Raw genomic sequence first — 14,986 nt, 5'->3', positions numbered from 1 at the left:
CGCTCCCCTGGTGACCAGCGTTCGCGCCTCAGCGTGCGCCCCGGGCCCTGGCCCGGGCGCCCCGAAGTAGCTCTGCTCGTCTCAGGCCAGCGGGTAGCCCAGGGCGCGAGTGGCCTTGCGCAACGCCGGCAGTTGCTCAGGGGAGACCGCGAGGTGGCGTTCGCCGAGCCGGGTGCACAATGCGCGCAGGCGGCGGTCGCCGACAACGAGGGCTGTCAGTGCCTCATCCTCGCATTCGATGAGGTGGACCTGCCCTGTGTCACGGAGTCGGCCGGTGCGGCGGGCGGTATCGTCCAGCAGCGTGGTGACGGTCTGGGGCAGAGGGTGCGAGGCTGCCTGGTCCACGTAGCGGCGGAGTTCGTCGAGAGTGTGCCCGCGGTCAAGGGCGCTCAGGAGGGACGCAGTGGTGAGCGTCCAGACCCGGTCGGATTTCCTGTCGGCGAACGCGTCCAGGAGGAGGTGTCGGCCGAGGGCAGCCCGTCCACGGCGACGATGTCGAAGTTCGCCAGGACGGTAACCCTGCCCGTAGGAACGGCCGGTGCCGGAGTGGGGGCATAGTCGCCGGTGAGGCCGACGGCGTAGGCGCCGAGAGGAGTGAGGCGGATTGCGGACAGGCCGTCGTAGCGGCTCAGCTGGTCGAGGTAGTCGCCACCCCAGTTGTCCTGGTAGTCATTGCGGGCGCCTGCCGGGGGGACGTACTGGATGTCGATGAGGCGTGGCGGCGTACTCGAAGAGCACCGCCAGGGTGTAACGGCCCTGGAGGAGGGACCAGCCGTGGTAGCCGTCGTAACCGAGGCTGCCGTATTGAGGATCTTCCAGGTACAGCTTCCACAGTGCGCGTTCACTGCGGTGGACGACCGGATCCAGACCTGCCGCGCGCATGTCCGTGAACAGGCCGTCGATGGATGACCACTCACCCGGGGTGATGCCGGCCAGTGCTTGGCCGACGAGCTTGCGGCGCGGTTTGGCGGCGGTCAGGACGTTCGCCGAGCGCTGGCCCTTGATCTCCTCTACGCGGGAGAACTCGTCCAGGAGGCTGTTGTTCAGCCAGCGTTGCCACAGCTGGGGAATGGTCAGGTGCGGTGGCCGGGTCAGCGCGGCCCGTCCGCGCGTGGTCAGCCCCAGTCGGCCGCCGGTGAGCTGGGCGAGGCCGCCTGCCTGGAGCAGCATCGGCCAGGCGAAGGCGGCGATGGCCTCGTGCGGATAGAAGTCGCCGCCGTCCAGTGCGTTGGCGACCGCCGCGACGGTGGCGGCGCTGGGGCGGCGGGTCTTTTCGCTGCAGCGCAGCTTCCCCGTCATGCACAGTCGCAGCGCCGTCAGCAGGTCGGCCTGCGCCTCGTGTTCGGTGTGCCGGACCTGTGGGGTGCCAGTGGGCTCCTGCTGCTGTTCGACCGGTATCACCGCTTGTGTTTCCCGCCTCGTGCCGCTCGCGTCCTGGTTCCTACAGATGGGCAACGTAGTCGTAGTTGCCCGGGCCGCAGGTGCGTTCGAGGGTCTGGACCACCATTCGCGGGTTGTCGTGGGGGCCGGAGAAGTAGAACGGCTTGCCGTCCCGGCCGAAGCCGATGACGGGCCGGTCGCCGGGCGGGGCACCCAGGTGTACTGCGGCGCCGGCGAAACCGCCCGCGGGCTCGAAGCCGAGACCGCGGGCGTAGGCGACCGCATCGTGCACGATCGTCTGCGCCTGCTCCACGCCGATCGGCAGCGGCCGGTGATCGAAGGCCGAGTAGTACATCGGTACGTACGTGGTCAGGGAGCCGGAACCCATCACCTCGGGGTCGATGACGTTCTTGACCCCCAGGCAGTACACGTCCACGAGGAACCCGGTGACGGTCACCCTGCTGGCACGTTCCTGGCGGGCCAGCAGAATCTGGGCGAAGCCGCCCGTGTCCGTGTCCGGGTCCGGTTTCCGGCCGAGGGGGTCGGCCACCGCCCAGTCCGGGGCTCCGGCCAGGTCCAGTCCCGTGCTCCAGCCCGCGTTGACCCAGCAGCCCACCACCGGCCGTTCGTCCGGCGGAATGTTCGCCTGTGCCGCCTCGGCGACCCGTCTCACCAGCGCGGTGGCCTGGGCCGGGCGCAACCCCAGCACCTTGGCGATCTGCTTCGGGGCGCTGCCGCGCTCCCTCAACTCCCGGACCCGGGCCAGCAGTTCCTCGTCGCGCGCTGTCACTGTCACAGTCTGCCACCTACGTGTCGCCCCATGCGAAGCACCGGGCGTGCCCGCGGTGCTGCCATCCTGGGTTGGGGTGATACGGGACACGGACCGGAACGGGTGGGTCGCCATGGCTGAGTCAGTGAGCAGGACCGTCGAGCAGGTGCGAGGGCTGGTCGGCTGGGTCGGCGCCGGCCGCAGGCTGACCCAGACCGGCCGTGTGACGCTCGCCGATGCGCGGCACTGGTGGAGGTTCTGGACACCGGCGACCGGATGGACCCGGTGATCGGAGACCGTACGTTCAAAACGAAGTCCAGCGAGGAGCTGTACCACCTCACGCTGCTGGTCGAGTGGGCGAAGGCGGCGCGGCTGCTACGAGTCGCGAGCGGGCGCCTGCTGCCGGTGAAGAAAAACGCCAAGCTGGTGGATCGCCCCAACGAACTGCGTAGCGCCCTGTTCGCCGCGCTGGCGCGCATCGGGCCGGCCGTGACGGTGTCCGGCTGGCTGGAGTCACTCTTCTCACACGAGTACGACCGTGGTCTGCGGGTGCTGCTGCACCGCCTGTACACGGCCACGGCTTCGGTGCCGCTCAGTGACCTGTACGAGGTGGTGTGGCAGGCGGTCAGTCCGCTGTACGTGCTCGACGACCTGTCCCCCGACCGTGTGGGGCATCTGCGCACCGCCAACGACCACGACACCCAACGGGTCCTGAAGGCCCTCGCCTCCCTGGGCGCTGTCCATCTCACGGAGGACAGCGCTGAGTTGACGACGGACGGCCGCACCGAGACGGCCCGGATGCGCGGCGAGCCCGAGCCGGGCGACGCGGTGCTGCAGATCCTCGTCGAGCTTGCCGACGTGGACGCCCCCCGGGTCTGGCGGCAGTTGCTGGTGCCCGCCGCGATCCGCCTGGACCGGCTTCACTCCGTGATCCAGGACGCGATGGGCTGGCAGAACTGCCACATGCACGCATTCACCATTGACGGCGTCCAGTACGGCCGTCCCGGTGGTGAACTCGGATTCCGCGACGAGCGCACCGCGACACTGGCCGCCCTGCTCAAACCGGGCGCCCAGTGCGTGTACACGTACGACTTCAGGGACTCCTCGGAGCACCTCATCACCATGGAGCAGTTCCACACAGCCGCAGCCGGGCTTCACTATCCGCACTGCGTGGACGATACCGGGGCGTGCCCGCCCGAGGACTGCGGCGGCGCCCCCGGCTACAGCGATCTCAAAGTGATCCTCGCCGACCCGGCGCATGAGGAGCACCACGCCATGCTGGAGTGGCTCAGACTTCGATCCGCCACGGAATTCGCCCCTGACCGTTTCGCGCTGGACGAGGCCAACGCGCGGCTGCTGAGCCTCACTGCACCGTGAAAGACGAGCCGTCCGGCCACGCCACCATTCGCGGCGGGCACTGGTAAGGGAGTCAATACCAGGAGTATGGTCTCCTGTATGGCGACGACCAAGAAGGTGACGGTGACGATCCCCGAGGATCTCCTCGACGAGATCCGGGCAGAGGCGGCGGAACGTGGCCTGTCGGCGTACGTCGCCGAGGCGCTGCGATTCAAGCGCGACCGGGACCGGCTGCGCGAACTGTCCGACTGGCTACAGGAGGAACACGGCCCCCTCACCGAGGACGAGCGCACGAGCGCGTTCGAAGAACTGGAGGAACTCGACGCCGAGCACGAGCGCCGCCGCGCCACCGGAAAGCACGACGCCGGAGAGGCCGCGTGAAGAAGCGGGCCGCCGAGCATGGGCAGCAGCCGCTGCGCGTCTTCGTGCTCGACTGCGAAGCCCTGTCCCTGGCCGTGCGGGGCGACCGGAAGATGATCGCCTGGCTCGACCTCGCGGCCCGGGGTGAAGCCGAGGTGGTGACGTCTCCGATGACGCTTGTCGAGGCGTACGACGGCAGGACCACCGAGCAGCGCTGGGACTGGGTGCTCTCCCGGCTCAAAGTCGCCGACATCGGGAAGGACGAGGCCCGCCAGGCCCGCCGCCTCCTGGCGGATGTCAAGCTGCACGGCCACAAGGACGCAATCGACGCAGTGCTCGCCGTCATCGCGCGACAGCAGAAGGGGCAGGTCACCGTCTTCACCTCGGACGTGGACGACCTGGAGAGGCTGGTTCCGGAGTCGATCGTCGTCAAGAAGGTATGACCTGGCGCTCTGGTCTCAGTTTTGGTCTCATTCACCCGCGTCCGGCGCCGTACGGAGCCCCTTCTCACGCCCGCTCCGCCGCAGGTCAGAACGCTCCCGGACCTCGCTGGACACCCAAACGAACATTTGGAAAGCGCGTTGGTGGCAACCCCTCACGAGTTCGAATCTCGTATCCTCCGCAGCCGCCTGACCAGGCGAAACGAAGAGTCGGACCGCTTAGGGCGGTCCGACTCTTCGGCATGCCCTGGTTGCAGTTTCGGTTGCATTTATAGGCGACATTCGATGCATACCCGTCAAGCAGGAAAGGCGCACGCTTGCATCCCCGGGGCGAGCGACGCAGACGCCGTCACGGAGTCACGGAGTCACGGAGTCACGGCAGCGGTCATAGCCCGATCATCCGGACCTTGCTGCCGCACAGCTGGGTCATGTCATCGACATCCGACGTGAGGATGGCGACCGGGCCGGGCTGACGCAAGGCCGCTTCGGCGACGGTGGCATCGATCGCGTACTTGTGTCCGTGCAGACCGGCACCCTTGAGCAGTTGTGCCGCCGCCTTGGCCGCCGCCTCCGTGACCGGCTCCACCTTGACCCGGGAGAGCGCCCATTGCAGCCGGGGCAGATTCACCCTGGAGTGGCTCACCTCCACGATGGTGTTGGCGCTGACGACAGGGTCCGCTCCCATGTCGTGGAACACCTGGAACATCGCCAGAACCCTCCGGTCCTGCGCCACCCAGGCCGACAGCCCCTCGCTGTCCAGGACGACGGTCTCAATGTGCCCGCTCACGCGGCGCTCGCGCCACCAGCGGCCTGGGTCGTACCGAAGATCCGCGCCCGCGCCTCGGCCAGCTCCGCCTCGCTGAAGGCCCCGTGCTCGTCCGTGTGGCTGCGCAGGTCGGCCCCCAGGAGCTGGTGCCGGATCTGTCTGGCGACCGCTTCGGCCACGTAGCCGGAAATGTTGTCCGTGATCTTCTTCAGCTCCGCCACCTGCTCTGTGGGGAGTGTCACCGTGATGCGCGTGGTGTCAGCCATAACGGCAAGCATACTGCGGTATGCGCGTTGTCTGCTGTCTGTTCCCCACAGTCGGTCCGGTCAGCTGCAGTCGAGGCCACTGTCCGTTCGAGCAGGGGCTCAGCTGGGCAGTTGTGCGGCGCGCCAGTTCAGCGGACCCAGTAGCGGTATCCCTCGATCCGTTGCGAGCCCTCGGGAGCGGATTCCGGCAGCGGCAGATCCAGAACCCCGATGTCCTGTCGGGCCGCCCCCCGGACGCAGCGCGCTACCACGCGCCCGTCCTCGGCCAGATCGACACCGATCACGCTCACCTCGACGCCGAGAACAGTCGTGGTGAACGGCACGGCAAGGCTCTCCTCGATCATCGTGAAGAAGCCGGTGAGCTGCTCATCCTCGCCGTAGGCATCGAATGGTGGCCTCTTTGATCAACGCCTTCAGCGCGGCCGGGTTCCGGGTGCTCATGGCCTCACCCTAGCGCTGCACCGTACGGTTGAGGACCGGCGTGTTCAGCAGCGGCATATCCGCCGTGGGCAGCGTCGCCGGCAGTCAAGCCGAGGCCCGCGGTTGCCAGCGTGTGACGTCACCTGGTCGGGTTCGGTAGTGAGCGGGCCTGGGGAGGGTGCGGCGAGAGACAGGGCGGAAGAGAGCGGTACGAGCCGTCGTACGCGAGCCGAGTACCGGCGTGAGGAGCGCACTGCCGCTGGCCCGGCAGGAAACATCCGCCTTCGTGAGGGAGCTGCTCGGCGCTGGCTGGGCGGCGGTGTTCCTGCCCGGTGAGCCCGCACGCCTTGGGCGGCTGCTGCTGTGGAGGCCGGCCGGGGCAGCAGCCGGAGACAGTACGGCGCCCGCCGGCCTGGAGACCGAGGCGGTGGAACTGGTCCTGCCGCACGGCCGCTCGGTCAGGCGGCGCAGGGTCGAGGGGTACGCGCTGCCTGTCGCCGTCGCTGTCTCCGCCCTGGTCGATGCGGAGCCGAGGCATCCCTCCGGCGACGCCTGGCAGGCCGCCACTCGCTTCGCGCTGCGGCTGCTCGCCGACGGCCGCCTCCACCCGGCCCTCACCCCCGCCGGTTACGACACCTGGCAGGTGGGTCCCTGGACATCCGCGCAGCGCCGGACGCTGGACGCCCTGGCCGCCGCCATCCCGCCGCACGCCCACTGCCTGCCCGAGCCTGGCCCTGCGCCGGTACGGATCGCCGAACCGGCGCCGCTGGTACGCCAGTTCTGCGACGCGGTCGCCGATGATCTGGTCCGTACGCCGGCCGCGCCGCTCGCCATGGGAGCGCTGCCGTACGCCTGGCGCGAGGCCCGTGCCGTGCCCACCTTGCGTGAGTGGGCCGAGGAAACCCAGGCGGCGCTCACCGCCGAGGTCAGTGTCTCCCTGCGCGTCGACGTACCCGAAGGACGCCGACGGCAGTTCCGGTCCGTCCTGCAGCTGCACACCGCGGCGGATCCGGCGCTCGTCATCGAGGCCGCACGGCTGTGGAGTGAGCCGACGGAAGTGGAGCGGCTGCTCGGCCCGCGCGCCGAGACCGAGACGCTGCTCGCCCTGCGTCGTGGCGCCCGCGCCTGGCCTCCGCTGCGGAGGTTGCTCGACGATGCCGCTCCCGATCAGCTCCGGCTGACCGACGACGAAGCCTTCGATCTCCTTGGGGACGCCACTGACGCGCTGCGCGCGGCTGGTGTCGACGTGCATTGGCCGCGCGAACTGGTCAAGGCGCTCACTGCGGCCGCGGAGATCGGGCAGCGCAACACCCCCGGTTCCACCGCGGGCGGCCTGCTGGACACCGAGGCCCTCCTCGACTTCCACTGGCAGGTCTCCCTTGGCGGCGAGCCGCTCACCGAGGCCGAGATGGATGCCCTCGCGGAGTCACGCCGTCCCCTCGTCCGGCTTCGCGACCAGTGGATGGTCGCCGATCCGAAGCTGGTGGCCCGCGCCAGGCGCCGCCGGATGGAACCGCTCACCCCCATGCAGGCGTTGAGCGCCGCCCTGACCGGCGAGGTCGAACGGGACGGTGACCGGGTCCCCTGTGCGGCGGTCGGTGCGCTCGGCGACCTGGTCGCTCGGATCCGCGACCCCGAGTCCCGCACCCCCGTGCCCCAGCCCGCCGCGCTCAAGGCCACGTTGCGCGAGTACCAGAAGCGGGGCCTGGCCTGGCTGGCCGAGATGTGCTCACTCGGCCTCGGCGGCTGTCTCGCCGACGACATGGGCCTGGGCAAGACCATCACCCTGCTCGCTCTGCACCTGCACCGCCAGAGCCACCCGACCACTGCGGGCCCCGCCCTTGTCGTCTACCCGGCCTCCCTGCTCGGCAACTGGCAGCGCGAGGCCGCCAGATTCGCCCCGTCCACCCCCGTACGCCGCTACCACGGCGGCGACCGCCACCTCAAGGACCTGGCCGGCGACGAGGTCGTCCTGGTCACCTACGGGGTGCTGCGCCGCGACCGCGAAGTGCTTGGCGAAACAGCCTGGTCGCTGGTGGCCGCCGACGAGGCCCAGCACGTCAAGAACCCCTACGCCGTCACGGCCCGCGAACTGCGCGCCCTGCCCGCCCGCGCCCGCGTCGCTCTCACCGGCACCCCCGTGGAGAACAACCTCTCCGAGCTGTGGGCCCTGCTCGACTGGACCACCCCCGGGCTGCTCGGCACACTCACGCCCTTCCGTGACCGGCATGCCCGCGCCATCGAGGCGGGCGAGGATCCCGAGGCAGCCGAGCGCCTGTCCCGTCTCGTACGTCCCTTCCTGTTGCGACGCAAGAAGTCCGACCCCGGCATCGCGCCCGAACTGCCGCCCAAGACCGAGACCGACCGCGTCGTCCCGCTGACGGCCGAGCAGACCAGCCTGTACGAGGCGGTGGTCCGCGAGACCATGGCGAAGATCGCGGAGTCGGAGGGCGGCGCCCGGCGCGGTCTGGTACTCAAGCTGCTCCACGCGCTGAAGCAGATCTGCAACCACCCCGCCCAGTATTTGAAAGAGCACGGCCTGCGCCAGTCCACTCCGCTGCGGGGCCGCTCCGGCAAGCTCGACCTGCTGGATGAACTTCTCGACACCATCACCGCCGAAGGCGAATCCGTGCTGGTCTTCACGCAGTACAAACAGATGGCGGCTCTGCTGGACGAGCATCTCGCCGAGCGCGACGTCCCCGCTCTCTTCCTGCACGGCGGCACCCCCGTCGCGCGGCGCGAGGAGATGGTGGACCGCTTCCAGCGCGGTGAAGTGCCGGTGTTCCTGCTGTCGTTGAAGGCGGCGGGCACCGGACTCAACCTCACCCGCGCCACTCACGTCGTGCACTACGACCGCTGGTGGAACCCGGCCGTCGAGGACCAGGCCACCGACCGCGCCTACCGCATCGGCCAGGACAAACCCGTCCAGGTACACAAGCTCCTCGCGGAGGGAACCGTGGAGGACAAGGCGGCGAAGCTGCTCGAAACCAAGCGCGCCCTCGCCGACGCCGTCGTCGGCTCCGGCGAGGCAGCCCTGACCGAACTGTCCGACGCCGAACCCGCCGAACTCGTCGCCCTGGGAAGGCAGTCATGAGCCCCGCCGTCCCCGGCCCGCGCCGTGCGCCCGCCCGCCGCAAGCGAGCCTTCGCCGCGACCTGGTGGGGCCAGGCATGGGTGGCCGCCCTGGAGGACTCCACCCTGGACGCCGGACGGCTCTCGCGCGGACGCACCTACGCCCGCAAAGGCATGGTCGGCCCGATCACCGTCGCTCCGGGCAAGGTCAATGCCGCTGTCCAGGGCAGCCGCCCGCGCCCGTACGGCTCATCGGTCCACCTGCCCGTCCTCACCGACCCTCAGTGGGACACCCTGCTCGACACGATCGCGGCCCGCGCCGGGCATCTCGCAGCACTTCTCGACGGCGAGATGCCCGCCGAACTCGTCGACGACGCCCGGCACGCAGGCGTCCCACTGCTCCCACAGCCCACCGAGCTCGATCCGGAGTGTTCCTGCCCCCACTGGGGACACCCCTGCAAGCACGCCGCCGCGCTCTGCTACGCCATCGCCACCACCATCGACACCGATCCGTTCGTGCTCTTCGCGCTGCGCGGCCGCGGTCGCGAGGAGGTCTTCGCCCAGCTGCGCGCACTCCGTACGGCGGCACAGGAGACCGACGCCCCACCGGCACCGGTCGGCACCCCGGCCGCCGCCGCGTACACCCGCTGGGCCGATGAGCCCCCCGAACTGCCCGAACTCCCGGAACCGGCCGCCCACACCACGGCACTGCCCGTCGCCCCACCACCCGGCACCGGCCTGGCCGCCGCGGACCTGGAACGCCTCATGGCCGACGCCACCGCGCGCGCCGCCCGGCTCCTCGCGGGCGACACCGCCGACCTGCACCTGACCCAGCACCAGGACGCCGTACGCATCGCCGCGGGCGACCCCGGACCCGAGTGGCTCCACCACCTGATCCAGAACACCGGCTCCAACCCCACTGCCTTCGCACGCCTCACCCACGCCTGGCGCCACGGCGGCCCCACGGGCATCACCGTCGCCGAACAGCCCCACACCCCCGACCCGACGGTGATCAAGGCCACCCGCACCGCCCTGGACGCGGCCCTCGCCGAGATGACCGACTCCCCCACGCACCTCAAAGCCTGGCGCAACCGCCTCACCCTCACCCACCGCGGCATCCAGCTGCGTCTGGGCCCCGACGCCCGCTGGTACCCCTACCTCCAGGACGACGACGGCGAATGGTGGCCCGCGGCACCAGCCGACCATGACCCGGTCACCGCGCTCACCGCGGGCTGGTCGCAGAACGGGGAGTAAGGAGGCGATTCCGCGCTGACCAGAAGCCACGCGCAGAAGCTGGACACACTTACGCTGCTCCGCTTCCGTGGTTGCAGTTCTGGTTGCATTCACCGGCGTACAGCCCCGTTCAGAAGCTCCGCCGGCACCCTCTCCACCGCAGGTCAGGACGCTCCCGTCCCCTCCCGAACCCCCAGACGAACATGTGGAAAGCGTGTTGGGGGCGAATCTCGTATCCTCCGCAGCCGCCTGTACAGGCGAAACGAAGAGCCGGACCGCTCAGTGCGGGGCCAGCATGCGCACCCGCTCCCGCCCGGCCTGGCCCTGCAGAGAAAGACCACCGCCCTGCGCATATCTCATGGCCACGGCGTACCGCAGGGATCTAGCAATGTCAGCCCCGACAACTGAACGGAAAGGTCAGTAACAGCCACCACCCTCGGCATGGATCGGCGCACTGGTTGAACAATGGCCAGCTGGGCTTGGGGGCACGTCCAGTACAGGGTTACGGTCGAAGAAGCCGAAGGGTTTCAACGTGAACCCGGCATAGTCCATCGGCATTACCGGCCAATCCTCGGGACGCGGGAAGTGCGTCAGCCCGAAGGTGTGCCAGAGCACGATATTTTCGTCCTCGATGCTTTCATCAGCTTCGATCCAGTCGGGCAACCCGCCCCCGCCAAGGCTCTGGTTCACGAAATCGCCAGCTGGGTAGCGTTCGTCGGGCGAGTACTTGGTTACCCAGAGGTGCTTGGTCGCGAAGGTCGCTCGCGACACCGTTGAAGATGATTCGTCCGCAAGTAGCAGAGGGTAATTGTTTGAGTGAAGCTCGTAGGCGGTCGGCTGATCGAGACGGTTGCGGGCGTCCGAGCTGGCCACTCGCCACACGCGCCCCGTCGCCGCGTTCGCTTCCCGCGCGCCTTCTTTCTCTGTCCGCAACCGGACGACGCTCCTCGTAAAGGCATTACCGTATGGGTTTGTCGCGCTCATCGGCAGTCGCTTCGCCTCATGCTCCTCGACGAAGTTAGCCGATCCGTCGATCATCATGTCCAGTCGAGCACAGAACATATGCTGATGGAATGGAGCACCCAGTTCCGGGGCAATCTCCGTTGCGTATGGACTGCCACCGTGAGGAACTTGCGAAGTGAATACGACACCCGTCGCCTTGGCCTCAAGTTCGATACGGCCATCAAGGTACAGATACCAGTAAAACCCGTAATCGTAATTGCCGATGGTGGTGAACGAGGAGATCACAAGACGGCGAGAGCGCCTTGATTCAGACATGCCGTTGAATATGTCGTTGTGCTTCCATAGCAGGCCGTAATCCTCCTCATGAATACACACCGCATTCGGTATGCGCTGCGGTTTACCGAACTCGTCGGCGATCGTGACGTCCAGGTATCTGATCTCTCCGAGGCAGTCACAACCGAGCTGGAGTGAGTTGGTGTTGCGGAAGAACATGTACTCACCCGCATCAAAATAGTTCAGGTAGAACCGGGCCGGCGAGGGATCCGCGTACACGACGATCATCTCGGCAAGAGACGCACGATAGATGATCGGGCGTTCCCGTCCGGCGTCGTTGAAGGAAATCTGGTGAAGCGTGAGGCCCTCTCGCGCGTCGAAGCCAAGCCGCAGCTTCCAGTTCTCCCATATAAGTACGTCGTCCTCGATGGAAAAGCTGGGCCCCTCGGGCTGCGTAATCTCAATCGGCCTAAGCGTCGTCCGCTGGGATGACGAGTGCGGTGGAGCGTCCCACTGACCCCTCTCGCGAGGCACTGGTGCAACACGGTCGTCGACGATTCGTCGGATCTCGCGCTTAGCCAGATCGACGTACGCAACCAAACCGTCGACAGGATGAGCCCAAGGAAGATCATCCTTATCGAACTGTGCAAAGCCTCCCACTCTGGAAAGGCGGTGTCCGATCTCTGACTCGTCCCCGAAGTAGCCGGCCGACAACGGTACCGCGCGCACCTGATCCACCCTCAGGCCACGACGGGCAAGAGCTGCAGCCCATTCGGCGGACTGCGACACAATCTCCTCTGCGGTCCCGACTTCGCTGTTGAGCAGAGGGACTTGGCCAGCAGTCATGGGGTCGACCAGATCTGCTCGGACGACTCGTTCATCGTTCAGCGAGACAACAATGTCGGTACCCACGCCCGTTGTTGTGTCCACCAGCATGATCCGTGCTCGGCGATCCACCTGTTGTGCAGTGGAATCAAAGGCTAGGACATCCTGCTTGGAAGGCTCCTCCAGGCCCACATACACGTAACGAATCGCGTCCGCGTCCAATCCCGCACTGCGCACGATCTCGCGTGCACCGAGAATTTCTTCCTCGGTTAGCCGGGCCAATGGATGAGCTCTATCCATCGGGATGGCTGCGGAAGTGGTGAACATGCTGTTGGTCATCTGGTTCTCCTAGTTTCTCTGCTTACGTGGCGACTGCTTGTGCAGCAATATGGGTAATGAGCGGGGCCTACATCTCGAACATGAACAGAGCAAAGCGCGTTCCATTCTCGGGGCGCTGTCACTCGAACCGTTGCCGGGGTCGCACCCCGGAGTCTCGCCACCGCGAGGAACATCAGCTGGTTCAGCCGGATGCTCTTGGAGCGAAATATTTGCTGATCATCTCGAATCCGAGCTTCTCGCCGTAACCGCTCTGATCAAAATCATCGAACGGCGAGCACGGATCGGGCCGATGGCAGCAACTAGGCCATTCGATCCGCCAAATTATTCATCACGCCTCCTTTTTGTGCTCGAGAGGGGGACGTCCGTGACAATGCTTGAGCCGCGGGGCTCACATGCGCGCTCGTTTCGTCAAATAGGACAGGTCCACGTAGTTCGACTCGGCGTGGTTACGACTCTTCGCAGTTGCGATGGCGATCGAAAGCCTCATAGAGGCTCGTTGATGATTCCGCTGCCATCCATTCGCCCTGTCTCAGCACATCGAGAGTGGCGTATATCTCGATCCCGGCGAGGGGCGCAGACGGCACCGAGAAGGAAACGCTCCTTCTGTCCGTAATGGTCGTTACGTTACAGATCGCGTGGGATACGGTGAGGTGGCACTCTCAGCCACCTCTCGACTTGCGGCGTCATGTATGCAGGGTGACGCCGTTCTGCAGACCTACGAGATCATCGAGGTCTTGACGCAGTTTCACAGCGGTTAGTCCTCCCGCTAAGGAGGCCTTAGTATCACGACTTTCTAGCAGTACGGCCTGCGCGGTGTCCGCTGAACGGGCAATCCGTTCTGCCCTGTAGCTGATCTGTCGCGCGCGGCCGGCGGCATCGCCCACACCACTCTCACCCGAGCCACAGACGTGCTGACGGAGAAGCGGGTCGCGGCCGCCAAACTTCCGCTGTCTGGGGGGATCTCCGCTGAGCCGCATCCAGGAGCAGTGGACGAGTTGGCGGGGCCGCGCGATCGAACCCCTGGTGCCGGAATTTCTCGCCCGTCTCCTGCCGGACGGGCTCCTGCCTGCCGCAACGGCGATCGGCGGCTATTGCTGGATCCGCAGCAACGATGTCGAAATCGACGTGGTGGGTGCCGAGCGGCAACCGGTGGCCAAGCAGCTGCTCTTCCTCGGCTCGGTCAGGTGGCTGGTGAACCCCCCGTTCGACAGCCACGACCTGACGGCACTGCACAAGTGCCGGCCAGCTCGATTGTTCCTGCCTTCAGGCGGTGTACGGCCCCAACGAACCGCCCAACGCTTGGTGTAGGACATGAGCAGGAACCAAGTGCTTGGTTGCAGTGCTCGTTGCATCCGCCGCTGTTCAGCACGGTCTGCTACCTGCCTTCAGCCACAGTTTCATCTACTTGCAACACTTGTGGCCCTTTTCGTGACCGCCGCGAGGACAGCCGGGGGCAAAGGGGTGCCCGTTGTCCGCTCTATCAAGGTTCCCGCATGACGCGGAGCGCAACCGCCCGAGCCCGGCGCTTCCATCAGGGATGTCTATCCGGCGGACGGCCCCAAGCCCTGGATACCTGGCAAGTCGCCATGGACGACGCTGACGTGGCTGTCCGCGTCACTGACCTACTGGGTGGCGAACCGCAGCCGAACGAAGCAGGAGGAGGCGGCCTTGCCTACGAACACCTGACAAGCCGCGACAGCGTACACATCATCGTGGACGAACCTGAACGCCGTGGCGGCTCATATGGCTTCCTTAAGCAGCCGTAAGGGGATCGTCCACCGTGCGACGGCTCGCAGTTCCTGTCGCCAGAAAAGAAGAAGGGGCGGCCGTGCGGATGCCCTCCGCCGCTTCAGGACAAGATCTCGGCAACGGGCGAAACGAGGTTCTGGATCACTTTTGGTGCCGGAGCCACGGACGGCGGATGAAAAGTGAGCCACTCTGCGATCTCTTGATCATTCTGACTTCACTGGTTCTGAAGTCGGGAGGAAGAGAGGGTGATCCACGTGGAGGACTGGGCTGAGATCCGCCGGATGCACCGGGTGGAGGGGATGTCCGCTCGGGCGGTGGCCCGTCAGCTGGGGATCTCCAGGAACACCGTGCTGCGGGCTCTGGCCTCGGACCGCCCGCCGCAGTATCGGCGGGCGCCGAAGGGCTCGGCGGTGGACGCGGTGGAACCGGCCGTTCGGGACTCGCCGCGGCAAGGTTCTCCTCGGCGAGGGCGTGCAGGGGCAGACTGTCAGGTGCGGTCATCGTGCTGATCTCCTTCGAGCTTCGACAACTCGAAGATCAGCCGGTGGCCGTTCTCATATCCGGGCCCTCACTCCGACGCCAGGCCAAACAGCCGGATCAGGTGGGAACCCGTACACCACTTCCCAGGACGCAACCCGTTGCGGGAGATGTTCGGCGTCTGAACTCGCCAGCGCAGAAGCCTTGCCGGTTGTCTGTCCTGCCGCACTCGACCTGCCTCATGCACGCGCGGAGTGAGTCTCAATGATGGTGTCAGGCCGATTGGGTGACTGGTGGA

General features: G+C 67.0%; 13 protein-coding genes and 2 pseudogenes. 8 read left to right on the top strand and 7 right to left on the bottom strand.

From position 1 onward, the window contains the following. Positions 1–81 precede the first annotated feature (81 nt). The 3 genes from JF597_RS55690 to JF597_RS27895 form a co-directional block, all read right to left on the bottom strand. Positions 82–393, bottom strand: coding sequence for a helicase-associated domain-containing protein (locus JF597_RS55690; protein ID WP_366916455.1), 312 nt, complete (start codon positions 391–393; stop codon positions 82–84). A 276-nt stretch (positions 394–669) separates the two neighbouring features. Beyond that, the gene (locus tag JF597_RS27900; RefSeq protein WP_294001595.1) at positions 670–1,401 is read right to left on the bottom strand and encodes a hypothetical protein; all 732 of its coding nucleotides are present in this window, start codon (positions 1,399–1,401) and stop codon (positions 670–672) included. 40 nt (positions 1,402–1,441) lie between these two features. Further along, positions 1,442–2,176, bottom strand: coding sequence for a hypothetical protein (locus JF597_RS27895; protein ID WP_294001593.1), 735 nt, complete (start codon positions 2,174–2,176; stop codon positions 1,442–1,444). 106 nt (positions 2,177–2,282) lie between these two features. Here JF597_RS27895 and JF597_RS27890 point away from each other — a divergent pair, with 106 nt between their 5' ends. From JF597_RS27890 to JF597_RS27875, 4 genes are all read left to right on the top strand, one after another. Continuing rightward, positions 2,283–2,438, top strand: a complete 156-nt coding sequence (locus JF597_RS27890; RefSeq protein ID WP_294001591.1) for a hypothetical protein — start codon at positions 2,283–2,285, stop codon at positions 2,436–2,438. Next, the gene (locus tag JF597_RS27885) at positions 2,399–3,526 is read left to right on the top strand and encodes a plasmid pRiA4b ORF-3 family protein (RefSeq protein ID WP_294001589.1); all 1,128 of its coding nucleotides are present in this window, start codon (positions 2,399–2,401) and stop codon (positions 3,524–3,526) included. The genes JF597_RS27890 and JF597_RS27885 overlap by 40 nt, the downstream gene beginning before the upstream one ends. A 78-nt stretch (positions 3,527–3,604) precedes the next feature. Further along, complete coding sequence (locus JF597_RS27880; RefSeq protein ID WP_294001587.1) at positions 3,605–3,886, top strand: CopG family transcriptional regulator; 282 nt, start codon at positions 3,605–3,607, stop codon at positions 3,884–3,886. Beyond that, positions 3,883–4,308, top strand: a complete 426-nt coding sequence (locus JF597_RS27875) for a PIN domain-containing protein (protein ID WP_294001585.1) — start codon at positions 3,883–3,885, stop codon at positions 4,306–4,308. The genes JF597_RS27880 and JF597_RS27875 overlap by 4 nt, the downstream gene beginning before the upstream one ends. A 382-nt stretch (positions 4,309–4,690) precedes the next feature. On the opposite strand, the gene JF597_RS27870 is transcribed toward JF597_RS27875, so the two are convergent. From JF597_RS27870 to JF597_RS27860, 3 genes are all read right to left on the bottom strand, one after another. Continuing rightward, a complete protein-coding gene (locus tag JF597_RS27870; RefSeq protein WP_294001583.1) occupies positions 4,691–5,092 on the bottom strand; it encodes a DNA-binding protein in 402 nt (133 codons plus the stop codon). Further along, a complete protein-coding gene (locus JF597_RS27865) occupies positions 5,089–5,337 on the bottom strand; it encodes a hypothetical protein (RefSeq protein WP_294001581.1) in 249 nt (82 codons plus the stop codon). Before JF597_RS27865 ends, JF597_RS27870 begins: the two co-directional genes overlap by 4 nt. Before the next feature lie 128 nt (positions 5,338–5,465). Then, positions 5,466–5,681, bottom strand: coding sequence for a hypothetical protein (locus JF597_RS27860; RefSeq protein ID WP_294001579.1), 216 nt, complete (start codon positions 5,679–5,681; stop codon positions 5,466–5,468). A 317-nt stretch (positions 5,682–5,998) separates the two neighbouring features. Between JF597_RS27860 and JF597_RS27855 the strand changes: the two genes are divergently transcribed. Then, a complete protein-coding gene (locus tag JF597_RS27855) occupies positions 5,999–8,851 on the top strand; it encodes a DEAD/DEAH box helicase (protein ID WP_294001577.1) in 2,853 nt (950 codons plus the stop codon). Beyond that, the gene (locus JF597_RS27850; protein ID WP_294001575.1) at positions 8,848–10,083 is read left to right on the top strand and encodes an SWIM zinc finger family protein; all 1,236 of its coding nucleotides are present in this window, start codon (positions 8,848–8,850) and stop codon (positions 10,081–10,083) included. Before JF597_RS27855 ends, JF597_RS27850 begins: the two co-directional genes overlap by 4 nt. 396 nt (positions 10,084–10,479) lie before the next feature. Here the strand turns inward: JF597_RS27850 and JF597_RS27845 are convergent, their stop codons facing one another. Next, entirely contained in the window at positions 10,480–12,462 is a 1,983-nt protein-coding gene (locus tag JF597_RS27845; RefSeq protein ID WP_294001573.1) for a primary-amine oxidase, read from the bottom strand. A gap of 851 nt (positions 12,463–13,313) precedes the next feature. Between JF597_RS27845 and JF597_RS27840 the strand changes: the two are divergent. Together JF597_RS27840 and JF597_RS27835 are read left to right on the top strand one after the other, a co-directional pair. Then, positions 13,314–13,710: pseudogene (locus JF597_RS27840) on the top strand (ATP-binding protein); the annotation flags it as partial. Between the two features lie 782 nt (positions 13,711–14,492). Beyond that, a pseudogene (locus tag JF597_RS27835) lies at positions 14,493–14,648 on the top strand (helix-turn-helix domain-containing protein); the annotation flags it as partial. Positions 14,649–14,986 lie beyond the last annotated feature (338 nt).

This window comes from Streptomyces sp. (genome assembly GCF_019510245.1).
Classification (GTDB): domain Bacteria; phylum Actinomycetota; class Actinomycetes; order Streptomycetales; family Streptomycetaceae; genus Streptomyces.
Note: the sequence above shows the minus strand (reverse complement) of the source record. Positions and strands in the feature narration are given on the sequence as shown.

Coding starts and splice junctions, on each gene's coding strand:
- JF597_RS27890 (WP_294001591.1), top strand. CDS start 2,283: ATGGCTGAGTCAGTGAGCAGGACCGTCGAGCAGGTGCGAGGGCTGGTC.
- JF597_RS27860 (WP_294001579.1), bottom strand. CDS start 5,681: ATGATCGAGGAGAGCCTTGCCGTGCCGTTCACCACGACTGTTCTCGGC.
- JF597_RS27865 (WP_294001581.1), bottom strand. CDS start 5,337: ATGGCTGACACCACGCGCATCACGGTGACACTCCCCACAGAGCAGGTG.
- JF597_RS27850 (WP_294001575.1), top strand. CDS start 8,848: ATGAGCCCCGCCGTCCCCGGCCCGCGCCGTGCGCCCGCCCGCCGCAAG.
- JF597_RS27845 (WP_294001573.1), bottom strand. CDS start 12,462: ATGACCAACAGCATGTTCACCACTTCCGCAGCCATCCCGATGGATAGA.
- JF597_RS27880 (WP_294001587.1), top strand. CDS start 3,605: ATGGCGACGACCAAGAAGGTGACGGTGACGATCCCCGAGGATCTCCTC.